Annotated in this window: 12 protein-coding genes and 1 tRNA gene; 5 read left to right on the top strand and 8 right to left on the bottom strand. The window is 68.5% G+C overall.

All coding sequences use genetic code 11. The features are described from left to right. The first annotated feature begins 100 nt into the window (after positions 1 to 100). On the top strand, positions 101 to 3556 hold the full coding sequence (gene mfd / locus AX685_RS15990) for a transcription-repair coupling factor (protein WP_066490429.1): 3456 nt from the start codon (positions 101 to 103) through the stop codon (positions 3554 to 3556). Between the two features lie 87 nt (positions 3557 to 3643). Here mfd and AX685_RS15985 read toward each other — a convergent pair whose 3' ends face one another. After that, entirely contained in the window at positions 3644 to 4081 is a 438-nt protein-coding gene (locus AX685_RS15985; RefSeq protein ID WP_231738951.1) for a YybH family protein, read from the bottom strand. Next, a complete protein-coding gene (locus tag AX685_RS15980; protein ID WP_066490426.1) occupies positions 4078 to 5361 on the bottom strand; it encodes a GGDEF domain-containing phosphodiesterase in 1284 nt (427 codons plus the stop codon). The genes AX685_RS15985 and AX685_RS15980 overlap by 4 nt, the downstream gene beginning before the upstream one ends. 87 nt (positions 5362 to 5448) lie before the next feature. Here AX685_RS15980 and moaA point away from each other — a divergent pair, with 87 nt between their 5' ends. Beyond that, positions 5449 to 6456, top strand: coding sequence for a GTP 3',8-cyclase MoaA (moaA, locus tag AX685_RS15975; RefSeq protein WP_066490424.1), 1008 nt, complete (start codon positions 5449 to 5451; stop codon positions 6454 to 6456). Then, the gene (locus AX685_RS15970; protein WP_066490422.1) at positions 6453 to 7232 is read left to right on the top strand and encodes an NAD kinase; all 780 of its coding nucleotides are present in this window, start codon (positions 6453 to 6455) and stop codon (positions 7230 to 7232) included. The genes moaA and AX685_RS15970 overlap by 4 nt, the downstream gene beginning before the upstream one ends. A gap of 21 nt (positions 7233 to 7253) precedes the next feature. On the opposite strand, the gene AX685_RS15965 is transcribed toward AX685_RS15970, so the two are convergent. Both AX685_RS15965 and AX685_RS15960 read right to left on the bottom strand, forming a co-directional pair. Continuing rightward, entirely contained in the window at positions 7254 to 8036 is a 783-nt protein-coding gene (locus tag AX685_RS15965) for an SDR family oxidoreductase (RefSeq protein ID WP_231738949.1), read from the bottom strand. 140 nt (positions 8037 to 8176) lie between these two features. Beyond that, positions 8177 to 8251: transfer RNA gene (locus AX685_RS15960), tRNA-Asn, on the bottom strand. Between the two features lie 202 nt (positions 8252 to 8453). On the opposite strand from AX685_RS15960, the gene AX685_RS15955 reads away from it, so the two are divergent. Next, positions 8454 to 9047 carry a CC0125/CC1285 family lipoprotein gene (locus AX685_RS15955; protein WP_231738947.1) on the top strand — a complete coding sequence of 198 codons (594 nt, stop codon included), beginning with the start codon at positions 8454 to 8456 and terminating at the stop codon, positions 9045 to 9047. A gap of 186 nt (positions 9048 to 9233) precedes the next feature. Here the strand turns inward: AX685_RS15955 and secA are convergent, their stop codons facing one another. The 4 genes from secA to AX685_RS21765 all read right to left on the bottom strand — a co-directional run bounded on the left by secA (position 9234) and on the right by AX685_RS21765 (position 13922). Next, the gene (gene secA / locus AX685_RS15950) at positions 9234 to 11975 is read right to left on the bottom strand and encodes a preprotein translocase subunit SecA (RefSeq protein ID WP_066490420.1); all 2742 of its coding nucleotides are present in this window, start codon (positions 11973 to 11975) and stop codon (positions 9234 to 9236) included. Positions 11976 to 12082: 107 nt separating this feature from the next. Further along, positions 12083 to 12355: a hypothetical protein gene (locus AX685_RS15945; protein ID WP_231738944.1), complete on the bottom strand. Its 273-nt coding sequence runs from the start codon at positions 12353 to 12355 to the stop codon at positions 12083 to 12085. A gap of 38 nt (positions 12356 to 12393) precedes the next feature. Next, positions 12394 to 12912, bottom strand: coding sequence for an energy transducer TonB (locus tag AX685_RS15940; protein WP_066490418.1), 519 nt, complete (start codon positions 12910 to 12912; stop codon positions 12394 to 12396). Next, positions 12909 to 13922 (bottom strand): energy transducer TonB, encoded by a 1014-nt coding sequence (locus tag AX685_RS21765; RefSeq protein WP_066490416.1) that lies wholly within the window; start codon positions 13920 to 13922, stop codon positions 12909 to 12911. The genes AX685_RS15940 and AX685_RS21765 overlap by 4 nt, the downstream gene beginning before the upstream one ends. Before the next feature lie 44 nt (positions 13923 to 13966). On the opposite strand from AX685_RS21765, the gene argJ reads away from it, so the two are divergent. Then, positions 13967 to 14964, top strand: a 998-nt coding sequence (gene argJ / locus AX685_RS15930; protein WP_066490413.1) for a bifunctional glutamate N-acetyltransferase/amino-acid acetyltransferase ArgJ, incomplete at its 3' end; no start/stop codon positions are given.

The raw sequence follows: 14964 nt of genomic DNA, 5'->3' as shown, positions 1-14964 counted from the left end.
GGGTGAGGGGCCGGGGTCTCGCAGAGGCGAGCCTCTCGGTGAGACACCCGCCCCTCTCCCAACCCTCTCCCCGGTGGGGAGAGGGCTATGAAGGTTTCTGATGCCCGACCTGTCCACGATCCTGAAGGCCGCCGCGCCGCTGACCCTGTCCGGCGTGCCGGCCGGCTTCCTGCCGGTGCTACTCGCCGATCTGGCGCGCGCCGCGCCCGCCCGCGCGGTATTCGTCGCCCCCGACGAGGCGCAAATGCGCGCGATCGCCGGTGCCGCTACCTTCTTCGCGCCGGAGCTGGAGGTGGTGCAGCTGCCTGCCTGGGACTGCCTGCCCTTCGATCGCGCCAGCCCGACGCTGCGGATCATGGCCGAACGGATCGGCACGCTCCACCGGCTCCAGCACAAGCCAGGCGCGGCGCAGCTGGTGTTGACCACCGTCAATGCGATGACGCAGCGCACGCTGACGCCGTTCCGCATCCGGCAACTGGTGGCGGAGCTGAAGCCGGGCGCGCGGCTGGGGATCGAGAAACTGGGCGCGCTGCTCCAGGCGAACGGCTACGTCCGCACCGATACCGTCCACGATCAGGGCGAATATGCGGTCCGAGGTGGGCTGGTCGATCTGTTCCCCAGCGGCGAGCAGCAGGCGCTGCGCCTCGATTTCTTCGGCGACGAGATCGAAAGCGTGCGCACCTTCGACCCCGCCGACCAGCGCACCACCGGGCGGATCGACCGCTTCGTCCTGCTCCCCGCCTCCGAAGCGCTGCTCGACGAGGACAGCGTGAAGCGGTTCCGCACCCGCTATCGCGAGACGTTCGGCGCCACCGCCACGGGCGATCCGCTGTATCAGGCGGTCAGCGAGGGACGACGGCTGGCGGGCATGGAACACTGGCTGCCGCTGTTCGAGGACAAGCTGGCGACGGTGTGGGACCATCTGGGCGACGACGCGATCGTCGTGCGCGATGCCGGCACGCCCGCGGCGGTCGGATCGCGCCTGGAGGCAATCGCCGATTATTACGACAATCGCAAACGCGCCGAGGCGGCCGAACCGGGCAGCTATCGCGCGCTGCCGGCGAAGACGCTGTATCTCGATCCGAAGGAATGGGCCGCGCGCGTCGCGGACGCGCCCGCGCATCTCGTCACGCCGTTCCACGAACCCGAATCGGCGACGGTGCTCGACTTCAACGTCGACGGCCCGCGCGACTTCGCGCCGGAGCGCGCGAACCAGAGCAACGTCTACGAAGCGGTCGTCGCGCACGTCGCCCGGCTGCGCAAGGACGGCCGCAAGCCGGTGCTCGCCAGCTATTCGATCGGCGCGCGGGAACGCCTGCGCAGCCTCCTTCAGGACCACGGCCTGACCGGCGCGGCGCTGGCCGATACGTGGCAGGAGGCGCTGGGCATCGCCGATCGCGGCGTCGCGCTGACGGTCGTGCCGCTCGACCATGGCTTCGCCGCGCCCGACGTCGCGGTGCTGACCGAGCAGGACATGCTGGGCGACCGGCTGATCCGCCGCACCAAGCGCCGCAAGTCCGCCGACGCCTTCCTCGCCGAACTGGCGACGCTGTCGCCTGGCGATCTGGTGGTGCATACCGATCACGGCATCGGCCGCTATGTCGGGCTGACGCAGGTGCCGGTCGCGAAGGCGCCGCACGATTGCGTCGCACTGGAATATGCCGGCGGCGACAAGCTCTACATCCCGGTCGAAAACCTCGAGGTCCTCTCGCGCTACGGCTCGTCGGAGGAGGGCGGCACGCTCGACCGGCTCGGCGGCGAGGCATGGCAGCGCCGCAAGTCGAAGATGAAGGAGCGCATCCGCGAGATCGCGGGTGAGCTGATCGCGGTCGCCGCCGAACGCGCGCTGCGCCCCGGCGAGGTCGCGGAGCCGGACCAGAGCGGCTATCCCAGTTTCGTCGATCGCTTCCCGTACGAGGAAACCGACGATCAGGATCGCGCGATCGCCGACGTGCTGGGCGATCTGTCGGCGGGCAAGCCGATGGACCGGCTGATCGTCGGCGACGTCGGCTTCGGCAAGACCGAGGTCGCGTTGCGCGCCGCCTTCGTCGCGGCGATGGCGGGGATGCAGGTGGCGGTCGTGTGCCCCACCACGCTGCTCGCGCGTCAGCACCACCAGAATTTCCTGCAACGGTTCGAGGGCTTCCCGCTGGAGATCGGGCGTCTCTCCCGCCTCGTCCCCGCCGCCGAGGCGAAGAAGGTCAAGGAGGGCCTGGCCGCGGGCACGATCGACATCGTCATCGGCACCCACGCGCTGCTCGCCAAGGGCGTCGATTTCAAGCGCCTCGGCCTCGTCATCGTCGATGAGGAACAGCGGTTCGGGGTGACGCACAAGGAACGGCTCAAGACGCTGCGCGCCGACGTCCATATGCTGACGCTCACCGCCACGCCCATCCCGCGCACGCTCCAGATGGCAATGTCGGGGCTGCGCGAGCTGTCGGTGATCCAGACCCCGCCGGTCGATCGCCTGGCGGTGCGCACCTATGTCATGCCGTGGGATCCGGTCGTCCTGCGCGAGGCGCTGCTGCGCGAACATTATCGCGGCGGGCAAAGCTTCGTGGTCACCCCCCGCGTCGCCGACCTGCCGGATCTTGAGGAGTATCTGCGCAAGGAAGTGCCCGAGGTCCGCTACGTCGTCGCGCACGGCCAGATGGCGCCGACCGAGGTCGAGGAGCGGATGAGCGCCTTCTACGACCGCAAGTTCGAGGTGCTGGTGTCGACCACCATCATCGAAAGCGGCATCGACATTCCGTCCGCCAACACGATGATTGTCAATCGCGCCGACCGCTTCGGGCTGGCGCAGCTCTACCAGCTGCGCGGCCGCGTCGGCCGGTCGAAGACGCGCGCCTACGCCTATATGGTCGCGCCCCCCGAACGGCAGATGACCGAGGCGGCGGAGAAGCGGCTGAAGGTGCTGTCCGACCTCGATTCGCTCGGCGCCGGTTTCCAGCTCGCCAGCCACGATCTCGACATCCGCGGCGCCGGCAACCTGCTGGGCGACGAGCAATCGGGGCATATCAAGGAAGTCGGTTACGAACTCTACCAGTCGATGCTGGAAGAGGCGATCATGGAGGCCAAGGCGGGCGGCCTGCGCGAGCGCCAGCGCGACTTCTCGCCGCAGATCACCGTCGATGCGCCGATCCTGATCCCTGAGGAGTACGTCCCCGACCTCGACCTGCGCATGGGCCTGTACCGCCGCCTCAACGATGTGGAGGACGTGCGCGGACTGGAGGAATTCGCCGCGGAAATGATCGACCGCTTCGGCGCGCTGCCGGAGGCGACCGACAATCTGGTCAAGATCATGGAGATCAAGCTCAATGCGCGAACCGCGTGCGTCGCCAAGCTGGACGTGGGGCCGAAGGGCGCACTGGTGACCTTCCACGACGATACGCCGCCCAACGTGCCGGCCCTGCTCGCCTATGTCGACAAGCTGGGCGGCATCGCGAAGCTGCGCCCGGATTCGAAACTGGCGCTGACACGCGCGTGGAACGACCCGCAAGCGCGGCTGCACGGCGCGCTGCAACTGTCGAAGGGGTTGGCCAAGGCGGCGGGGTGACGCCGGCCGCAAACATCATCGCGGCCCGCCCCAGGCGTCATCCCGGCGAAAGCCGGGATCTCCCCGGAGTCACGCGCCGCGCCGTCCTCAGCTGCTGTGATCCGAAATGATCCGCCAGCCCGCCTTGCGCCGCTCGAACACCAGCGTCGTCAGTCCCGTCTGCGGCTTGGCATCGCCGTCGGGCGTCAGCGTCCAGCGCGCCACCAGCAGCATGTGGACCGCGCTCAGCGTCCGCCACGCCTGCGGCTGGAAACGCAGCCGCCCGCGGGCATTGCCGCCGGCCGTGAAGCTTTTGGCATAACGCGCCGCGATCGCCGCCTTGCCGCCGACCACCTTGTCGCCTGCGACATAGATGGCATCATCGGCATAGATCGCCATGAACTTCGGCAAGTCGCCCGCATCCCAGCCCGCCGCACTGTCGGCCATCGCGGCCGTGATCGCGACCTGCGGCGTCGCCGCGGCCTGCGCCCCGGCCGCCGCGGGCGCCATCATCGCCGCCGCCGCGATCGCCACGCCATATCTCATCGCCGACCCTCCACCAGCCGCGCCAGCGCCGCATCGTCGAGCGCCCCGGCGCACAGGAAGCCCTGATAGTAAGTGCAGCCACGCGCCGCCAGCAAGGCGCGCTGCGCCTCGGTCTCGACACCCTCCGCGATCGTCTCCAGCCCCAGTCCGGCGGCGATCGTGATGACGCCGTCTACGACCGTGCGCCCGCGCGCGTCGCCGTCGATCGCCTGCGTCAGCGCGCGGTCGATCTTGAGGTAATCCAGCGGCAGTTGCGACAGATAGGCGAGGCTGGAATAGCCGGTCCCGAAATCGTCCAGCGCCACCCGGCACCCGCCCTCCCGCAGCGCGGCCAGCGCGCGGTTCGCCGCCGCCAGATCATGGATCACGCCGCTTTCGGTCACCTCCGCGGTCACCTGTTCCGGCGCGATCCCCGCCGCCGCTACGCGATCGAGGAACTGCGCGGCGAAGCCGTCGCGCGAGATGTCCGCCGCGGTGACGTTCAGCGACACCCGCAGCCCGCGCAAGGATTCCGGCCACATCGCCATCCGCGCCATCGCCAGCGTCTGGACATGGTCGGATAGCGCCACGCCCAGGTCGGCACGCTCCGCCGCCGCCAGCAACCGTTCCGCGCCCAGCGGGCCGAGCCGTGGATGCGCCCAGCGCACCAGCGCCTCCGCGCCGATGATGCGGCCATCGGCCATCGCCACCTGCGGCTGGAACAGCACGTCGATCTCGCCGCGCTCGATCGCGCGGTGGAGGTCCGCGGCCAGCGCCGCCAGCGCCGCGCCCTCGCCCTCGCTCGCCACGCGCGTGGTGGCGCCGTCGCTGGCGCGGGCGCGCTCCAGCGCACCGGCCGCCCGGAACAGCAGGTCGCTTACCGGCTCGCCCTCGCTCATCCGCGCCAGCCCGATCCGCGCGCCGACATGGATCGTCTCGCCTTCCACCGCGAACGGCGCGCCCAGCGCACGCTCGACCGCCGCCGCCGCCCGGTCGCCCTCGGCCGGCGGCCCGCCGACCAGCATCGAAAAAGTGGCGCCGGCGCGCTCCGCGACGCTGCGATAATCGGCCAGCACCGCGTCGAGCCGCGCGGCCATCGCCTGCACCAGCCGGTCGCCCAGCGTGCGTCCGAACGCGGCGTTGACGATCTCGAAACTGGTCGGCGCGGCGACGATCGCGGTCACGCCGCCGGCGCTCGCCCCCGTATCGGCGACGAACCGGACCTGCTCGGGGGTCGCCGCCCGCCCCGCGGCGCGGCGGTCGTCCCGCGGCGCGTCTGTCTGCTCTTGCTCCCTGCTCACCCCCGCCTCGTAAGGGGGCGGGACAGGCGGGGCAATCGGCTCTTGCTCCCGGATGAACAGATGCCTAGCTCTTTCGTTGTGACGCAGATGACCGAAAACAGGACGCAAGCGCCGCTGGTCGACGGGTTCGGCCGGACGATCCGCTATCTGCGCATCTCCGTTACCGATCGCTGCGACCTGCGCTGCCGCTATTGCATGGCGGAGGAGATGACCTTCCTGCCGCGTGCGAAGATCGCCACGCTGGAGGAGCTGGCGGTGATCGCCGAACGCTTCATCGCGCGCGGCGTGCGCAAGGTGCGGCTGTCCGGCGGCGAACCGCTGGTGCGGCGCGACGTGCTGCAACTGGTGCAGCGGCTGGGCCGGCATGTCGGCGGGCCGCTCGACGAACTGACGATGACCACCAACGGCACCCGGCTGCGCGATCATGCCGCCGCGCTGTATGACGCGGGAATCCGCCGCCTGAACGTCAGCGTCGATACGCTCGACGCCGATCGCTTCCGCTTCATCACCCGCCACGGCGATATCGCGCAGGTGCTGGACGGTATCGCCGCCGCGCGCGACGCAGGGCTGACTGTGAAGATCAACATGGTTGCGCTGAAGGGCCTGAACGAGGACGACATTCCCGCGATGCTCGACTGGTGCATCGCGCAGGGGCACGACCTGACCCTGATCGAGACGATGCCGCTGGGCGCGATCGATGAGGATCGCACCGATCGGTTCCTGCCGCTCACCGCGGTGAAGGAGCGGCTCGACCCGCTGTTCCCGCTGGTCCGCGATACGAACGGAACCGGCGGTCCGGCGCGCTACTGGCGGATCGAGGGGACGGGCACGCGGCTCGGTCTCATCTCGCCGCTGACCGCCAATTTCTGCGACGGCTGCAACCGCGTCCGGCTGACGACCGAGGGGCGGCTGTACACCTGCCTGGGCCATGACGATCAGCGCAATCTGCGCGCGGCGCTGCGGGACGGCGGCGTAGCGGCGCTCGACGCCGCGATCGAGGATGCGTTGACCACCAAGCCGCGCCGCCACGATTTCCGCATCGCGCGCGATGCCGCGCCGGCGGTGTCGCGCCACATGAGCGTGACCGGGGGATGAGCCGCTATCCGCGGCGGGCGCTGGTCGCCTCGCCCACCCCGCCCGCGCAGGCGGCGCGCGCCGAACTGGCCGATGCCTGGGACTGGTGCTCGCTGGACGATGCCGATCTGGTCGTCGCGCTGGGCGGCGACGGCTTCATGCTCCAGACACTGCATATTCTGCTGGAGCGGCGGCGGCCGATCATCCCGGTGTTCGGGATGAACCTGGGCACCGTCGGCTTCATGATGAACGAATGGCGCCGCCACGATCTGGACGGCCGGATCGAGCGTGCGCGCGCGTTCCAGGTGACCCCGCTGACCGCCACCGCCGTGGGGGTGGACGGCCGGGTCCATACGTTGCCCGCGATCAACGAAGTGTCGCTGCTGCGCGAAACGCGGCAGACCGCGAAGATCGAGGTGAAGGTCAACGACCGCATCGTGCTGGACGAACTGTCGTGCGACGGCATACTCGTCGCCACGCCTGCGGGATCCACCGCCTACAACCTCTCCGCGCACGGTCCGATACTGCCGCTGGGATCGCAGATGCTGGCGCTGACGGCGATCAGCGCGTTTCGCCCTCGGCGCTGGCGCGGCGCGATCCTGCCGGACCGTGCGCGCGTTGCGCTACGGGTGCTCGACGCCGCCAAGCGCCCGGTCTCGGCAGTCGCCGATCAGCGCGAGATCCGCGACGTCGCGCAGGTCGATATCGCGATGGACCGCGCGCGCGAGTTGACGCTGCTGTTCGATCCCGAACATGCGCTCGACGATCGCATCACGATGGAACAGTTCATCGCCTGACCGCGCGGCGCGGCGGGGGCGTCACCCCCCGATGGCCAGTGCATCGGCGCTGGCATCGCCCAGGTCATTGCCGCCGTCGACGTTGAGGATCGTGCCGGTGATATATTTGGCCGCCGGGCTCGACAGGAACATCGCCGCTTCCGCGATATCCGCCTTGGTGCCGTAATCGCGCAGCGGCAGCGACTTCTTGATCTTCGCCTCGCGCACCGGGTCGGCCAGCCGGCGCATCCCCTCGGTATCAGCGATCGGGCCGGGGGAGATGGCGTTGACGCGCACGCCCGCCGGTCCCCATTCCAGCGCCAGGCACTTGGTGACCATATTGACCCCGGCCTTCGCGGCGCACGCGTGAATCTGAAACGCCATCGGGTGCACCGCCTGCCCCGCGGTGATCGCGATCAGCGACGCCCCCGGCTTGGTGAGGTGATCCCAGCTGGCGCGGAACACGTTGTATGTGCCCAGCAGGTCGATATCGATCACGGTCTTGAAGGCGTTGGCGCTGGTCTTCAACGCGGGCGCCAGGAAATTGCCCGCCGCACCCGAAACCAGTACGTCGACCGGGCCGTGCACCGCCACGCCTTGCGCGAACGCCGCCTCCAGCCCCGCATAGTCGCGCACATCGCACGCAATCCCCAGCGCGGTCGCCCCCGCATCGCGAAGACCCTGCGCCGCCGCCGCGATCTTCTCCTCGCTGCGGCTCAGCACCGTCACCTTCGCGCCGGTCGCGCCGAAGGCGTGCGCGATCTCCAGGTTGATCCCGCTTGACGCCCCCGCGACGAACACATGCTTGCCAGCAAACTCGGCCATCATCCTCTCCCTTGTCGTTGGAAATGGCATGGCCGCCCCGCAGGGACGATGCAAGTCGATCGTTTTAGAAACCGGGCACGACGAAGGCGCCATGGCGATACGCCTGGCGTGGTGGTGGCCGACGATGTTTAGAAAAGAGGTGGCTCCCTGAGTAGGATTCGAACCTACGGCCGCTCGATTAACAGTCGAGAGCTCTACCGCTGAGCTATCAGGGAACAGCGTGAGGCAGCGTCTATAAACGCGGATTTGGGCGGCGCAACCCCCTTGTGCGGTTCTTTTTGCGGTCACCAGGCCCCGCGCTGCGGCGTCGCAGCTTGTCGTCGGAGCGAAACCGTTCATCGCACGTTCCACTGCCAGCGGCTATGCGATACCCATCGCACTGCCTGGATCAAGGCCCGTGCGTTGGAGGGTTAGTAGATGCTGAAGAACTGGGGCCGAAGGGCCATGGTGGTGGCGCTGGCAGCCAGCACGACTCTGGTCGCCGCGTGCGCGACCGAAACGACCTATCGCCCGGCGACCGGATCGGGTTTCTATCGCACCGGTTACAGCGATACGCAGATCGAGCCGAACCGTTTCCGCGTCACCTTCGCGGGCAACACGGTCACCGATCGCGACGTCGTCGAACGCTATCTGCTGTTCCGCGCGGCGGAGCTGACATTGCAGAACGGCTATGACTATTTCGTCATGGCCGATCGCGACACCGACCGTCAGGCGCGGACCTATTCGACGCCGGGCGCCTGGGGTCCGGGCTTCGGCGGCTGGGGCGGCGGGCTGTGGGGTCCGCGCTGGGGCTTCTATGGCCGCGGCTGGGGCTATCGCGCGTGGGATCCGTTCTGGGGCGATCCCTGGGCGTGGGGCGGCGGTGCCGACATCCGCACCATCGACCGCTACGAGGCCTCGGCGGAGATCGTGATGTTCAAGGGCACGCCGGAACGCGGCAACGTCCGCGCCTTCAACGCTCGCGCGGTCGTCGATTCGATCGGCCCGACCGTGAAGCTGCCGCGCCCGTAAGCAAGGCGGCCTGCCGACATCGAAAAGGGGCTGGCGTCACACCGACGCCAGCCCCTTTTCTATTGCCTGGATCGAATGGCCGGCGCCGTTTGCCGAAACATCCCGGCAGTCGCGATAGGCCCAACCGTGGATGCCGGAACGCGTCCGGCATGACGGGAATGATATTCACCCCTGTTGCTGATCGGATCAGGCCGCGCCGTGGCAGTGCTTGTATTTGCGCCCAGATCCGCACGGGCATGGCGCGTTGCGGCTGACCACGCCGACCCAGCTCGCCGGATCGTCGCCCAGCTCCGCCGGTGCTGCCGGCTGGATGATCTGTAACGGCGGCAGCTGCGTGGTGATGAGGCCCAGCGTGCCCGCATCGATATCGTTCGAATTGTCCTCGCCCGTGAACGGATCGAAGTGCGTCGTGATGAAATCGGGCAGGTCGGGCAGCGGCGGCGGCTCCTGCATCCGGAACTGCGCATGTGCGATCGTCTTCGTCACATCCTCGCGGATCGCGTCGAGCATCCGCTGGAACAGGTTGAAGGCTTCCTGCTTGTACTCGTTGATCGGCGTCTTCTGCGCATAGGCACGCAGGTGGACGACCTGCCGCAGCGCGTCGAGCGTCGACAGATGCTCCTTCCAGTGATGGTCCAGGTTCTGGAGCAGGATCGACTTTTCCACCTGTGTCCAGGTGTCCGGCTCCAGCTCGGCCGACTTGGCGGTGACCGCGGCGTCGGCCTCGGCCTGGATACGCTCGGTCACGAGCTCGACGTCGATGGCATCTTCCTGAAGCCAATCGTCGATCGGCGGCTCGATGTTCAGGATCTCCGCCAGCCGCGCCTTCATTCCCGGCACGTCCCACTGCTCGGGATAGGAATTGGGCGGGCAGGCATCGCCGACGATCGCATTCACCGTCTCGGCACGCATGTCGCTGACGACCTCCCCGACCGTATCGGCGTCCATGATGTCGGCGCGCTGTTCGTAGATCACCTTGCGCTGGTCGTTCATGACGTCGTCATATTCGACCACCTGCTTGCGAATGTCGTAGTTGCGCGCCTCGACCTTCTTCTGCGCGGTCTCGATCGCCTTGGTCATCCACTTGGACGGCGGCATCGCCTCGCCATCCTCGATCGAGGAGCGCATCATCTTGGCGAACAGCGTGTCCGGGCCGAAGATGCGCAGCAGGTCGTCGTCCAGCGACAGGTAGAAGCGCGACAGCCCCGGATCGCCCTGCCGCCCCGACCGGCCGCGCAGCTGATTGTCGATACGGCGGCTCTCGTGCCGCTCGGTCGCCAGCACGAACAGGCCCCCGGCCTCCAGCACCTTCTGCTTTTCCACCGCGATCTCGGCGCGGATCTGCTCGATCGCGGCGTCGCGCTCCGGCCCTTCGGGCATCCCGGCCAGTTCGTCCTCGACGCGCATCTCCAGATTGCCGCCCAGCTGGATGTCGGTGCCGCGGCCCGCCATGTTGGTGGCGATCGTCACCGCGCCCAGCCGACCGGCCTGCGCCACGATATGCGCCTCGCGCTCGTGATAGCGTGCGTTCAGCACCGAATGGTCGACACCTTCCTGGCGCAGGAACTCGCTCAAAAGCTCGGACTTCTCGATCGACACGGTGCCGACCAGCACCGGCTGACCCTTTTGCGCATGTTCGCGGATGGTGCGCGCGATGCCGCGGAACTTGTCCTCGGTCGACTTGTAGAAGGTATCTTCCTCATCGATGCGGTGCACCGGCCGGTTGGTCGGGATGGTGACGACGTTCATCTTGTAGATGTCGTAAAATTCCGCCGCCTCGGTCGCCGCGGTGCCGGTCATCCCGGCCAGCTTGGGGTACATGCGGAAATAGTTCTGGAAGGTGATGGACGCCATCGTCTGGTTTTCCGGCTCGATCGTCACGCCTTCCTTGGCCTCCACTGCCTGGTGCAGCCCGTCGGACCAGCGGCGCCCGTCCATCATCCGGCCGGTGAATTCGTCGATGATGACGACCTTGCCATCCTTCACGATGTAATCCGTATCGCGCTTGAACATCACGTTCGCGCGCAGCGCCTGGTTCAGGTGGTGGACCACCTGCGTATTCTCAAAATCGTACAGGTTCGCGCCCTGCAGGAGCCCGGCGGCTTCCAACATCCGCTCGGCGCGCTCGGTCCCGTCCTCGGTCAGGACGATCGTCTTCTGCTTCTCGTCCTTCTCGTAATCGTCCTCGGACAGCTGCTTCACGATCTCATCGACGCCGATATACAGCTCGCTCTTGTCGTCGGTCGGACCGGAGATGATCAGTGGCGTGCGCGCCTCATCGATCAGCACCGAGTCCACCTCGTCGACGATCGCCATCGCGAACGGGCGCTGCACCATCTGCTGGCGCTCGTACTTCATGTTGTCGCGCAGGTAATCGAAGCCGAACTCGTTGTTCGTGCCATAGGTGATGTCCGCGGCATAAGCGGCGCGGCGTTCCTCGTCGGTCAGGTTCGGGACGATCACGCCCGTGGTCAGGCCCAGGAAGCGATAGACGCGACCCATCCAGTCCGCGTCACGGCTGGCCAGGTAATCGTTGACGGTGATGACGTGGACGCCATCCCCCGGCAGCGCGTTCAGATAGGTCGCCAGCGTCGCGACCAGCGTCTTGCCCTCACCGGTACGCATCTCGGCGATCTCGCCGCGATGCAGGACGATGCCACCGATCATCTGCACGTCGTAATGCCGCTGCCCCAGCACCCGCCGCGCCGCCTCGCGCACCGTCGCGAACGCCTCGGGCAGCAGGTCGTCCAGCGTCTCTCCGGCGGCCAGACGCTCGCGAAAGCGGACCGTCTGCTGCGACAGCGTGTCGTCGTCCATCGCCTGCAATCCGTCCTCGAACGAGGCGATCTTGGCGAGGATGGGGTTGAGCGACTTGACGTATCGGTCGTTGGACGAACCGAACAAAGACTTGGCGATGCCGCCGAACATGGGCCTGATCCTGTATCTGATGGCGGCGCGGCGCCGGATCATGCCGGCCCGCGCGCGAAAAAAGGGGAAACGTCGCAAATCGCCGGCGCGTGCCGCCGGTGGCGTCGTTATTCGCGCCGGCGCCGCGCGAAGATCGGCTCGGCCGCGGCCAGGCGCAGCACGGTGACGACAGGTGCAGCGACGACATCCGCCAGCGCGGCATTCGGCTGCGTGGGGCGCAGCGCCACCCGCGCGGCGGCGGTCGACACCACGACGTCGCGCACCTGCTGCGCCACCCCCTGCTGCGCGACCGGCGCCTGCCGCACGCCCCCACCCAGCCCGGACAGGGCCGACAGCAGCGCGGAAAGAAGCAGCAGCAGGTTCATTGCGGGGACGGACATAGGACGCGCGCACGGCGCCGTCCACCTTTGCGACGGGATCACGCCTCGGGAAGGCGCCAGGTGATACGGCGCTGCCGCGTACTGGCGATCGGCTGCCCTTGCGCATTGCGCGCCGGATAATAGCGTGCGCGCTTCACCAGCACCTCGCAGGACACCGCATCCAGACGCGGAAAACCGCTCGATTGCGCGGCGTGACATTCACTGACCCTGCCGTCCACGCCGATCGTCCAGCGAACGGTCACCGTGCCCTGCTCGTCACGGCGCAGCGACTCCTGCGGATAATCGTCGGCGCTGAACCAGCTAAGTTCGTCCCCCGCCTTGCTGATGGAGGGCGACGGGCCACCGGGCGCACGTCGGGTGGCAGCGACATCCTGCGCCGCACGCACGTCGCGTCGCCCTTCGATCCAGTCGTGCGCGGCGACCGCGATCAGGCCGATGATGGCCACCAGCAATGCCATGCCCACGGCCAGCAACACCGCCGGCAACAGGCTATGGCCCAGCCGCGACACCGGCCCTTCAAGGACGGTCGCGCGACGCTCCTCGTGCGCCGGCGTCACCGCTGCGGTGTCGCTTCCACCATCACGCGGCGCTGTATCACCCATTGCTGATCCCTTTCCGTCGCCGGGGACACCACCCGTCGTTCGAGCGTGCATGGATTGCGGCCCGGTGGCGCCCACCGATCCCCCACGATATGCTCGTCGCGACAATCATGCGCCGTGCCGTCGGAGTCCACCCGCATCCACAGCCGGTTTTCCTCCACGACCTGCGCGCGCGCCGGCGGGGGCGGCAGTGGCGCGGGCGGCGCACCGGACCGGACGGCCGACCGTGTCCGGACCGTAATACGAAGCGCGCCCGACAGACCGGTCTGCCGACGCAGCGGTTGTACCCATTCACGCTCACGCTCGCACTCCCTGGCAGAAACGGCCAGGCGCTCGCCATCCATGATCGCGTCGCAGCGCAACGCGCCGCCATGCGCGGGCACGTCGATCGTGTAGCTCCACTCACGCGGCTCTATCCGATACGGGCGGGCGATCCAGTTGATCCGTTGGCGGATATCCACCGCCACGGCGCGACCGTTGGCATCATAGGCGGGGACGAACCGCGCGCGCTGCATGATCCGCTCGCACGCAAGATCGTTAAGCTGCGCGCTGCCGCTGGTCCGTTCGGTCCAGCAATCCTGCACCTTTCCTTCCGGCGACACGCGCAGCCCTATCACGCTCGGCTCGATCCGCTGCCACCACGGAGCGTCATCGGCGTCATCGGCATAATCGGCCGACGTCAGCCACATCGCCCGATCGAGCGGGACGGGCGCGCGCGCCCCCGGGAACATCCAGCGGTCGACCGCCGGCGGCAGCGGCTGGCGCAGGCTCCATGCCCAGCCCGCATCCAGCAGCCAGACCATTGTCACCAGCCGCGCGACCGTCAGGATCGCGACGATCGCCAGCACGCCCAGCATCACCCCGCGCCCATTGCCGACGAAGCGGCGGCGGCCCGATGGCGACGAAGCCGGCGGCGCGCCGACCGTTCCCGATCCGCTACGCCGGCTCAGATCCTCCAGCGTATCCATCGCAGCACTCTTGCCCCCATCGTCGCCGGGTTTATGGCGGGGCCATGTCGGTGTCCATCTCCCCGCTCGCCCTGCCCTTCCCCACCATGCCGCCGGTTGCGGGGGTCACGCTGCGCGTCGCGCGGGCGCGGTACAAGGACTGGGACCGCTGCGACCTGACGTTCGTGGAGCTGGCGCCCGGCACCACCGTCGCGGGCGTGACGACGCAGTCGAAATGTCCCTCACCGGAGGTAGAATGGTGCCGCCAGGCGCTGGTGCTGGGCGAGGCGCGCGCTTTGGTGGTGAACGCGGGCAATTCGAACGCCTTCACCGGTCATCGCGGGCGCGCCGCGGTGGAGGCGATCGCGGCGCAGACCGCGGCGCATCTCGGCTGTCGCCCGTCCGACGTGTTCGTCGCCTCCACCGGCGTCATCGGCGTACCCCTGCCGATCGACAAGGCGCAGGCCGGGCTTGCCGCCGCCTATGCCGCACCCGCCGCCGACTGGCGCGCCACGGCCGAGACGATCGGCACGACCGACACCTATCCCAAGGGGGCGATGGCCACCGCGGTGGTCGACGGGCGGACCGTCACGATCGCCGCGGTCATCAAGGGCTCGGGGATGATCGCGCCGGATATGGCGACGATGCTTGGCTTCATCTTCACCGACGCCGCGGTGGAGGCGCCGTTCCTCCAGGCCGCGCTGTCGGCAGCGAATACGCGCACCTTTTCGTGCATCACGGTCGACAGCGACACCTCGACCAGCGACACCGTGCTCGCCTTCGCCACCGGCGCGGCGGGCAACGCGCCGCTGTCGGGTGACGACAGCAACGGCGCCGATGCCTTCCGCGCCGCGCTGGCCGACGTCTGCCGCCAGCTCGCGCTGCTGGTCGTGCGCGACGGCGAGGGCGCGTCGAAACTGATCGAGATCGCGGTGGAGGGCGCCGAGAGCGACGCGTCGGCGCATCGCATCGCGATGTCGATCGCCAATTCCCCGCTGGTGAAGACCGCGATCGCGGGAGAGGATGCCAATTGGGGCCGCATCGTCATGGCGGTGGGCAAGGC

The sequence above is a fragment of the Sphingomonas sp. CCH9-F2 genome, assembly GCF_001556735.1.
GTDB classification, from domain to species: domain Bacteria; phylum Pseudomonadota; class Alphaproteobacteria; order Sphingomonadales; family Sphingomonadaceae; genus Sphingomonas; species Sphingomonas ginsenosidimutans.
Note: the sequence above shows the minus strand (reverse complement) of the source record. Positions and strands in the feature narration are given on the sequence as shown.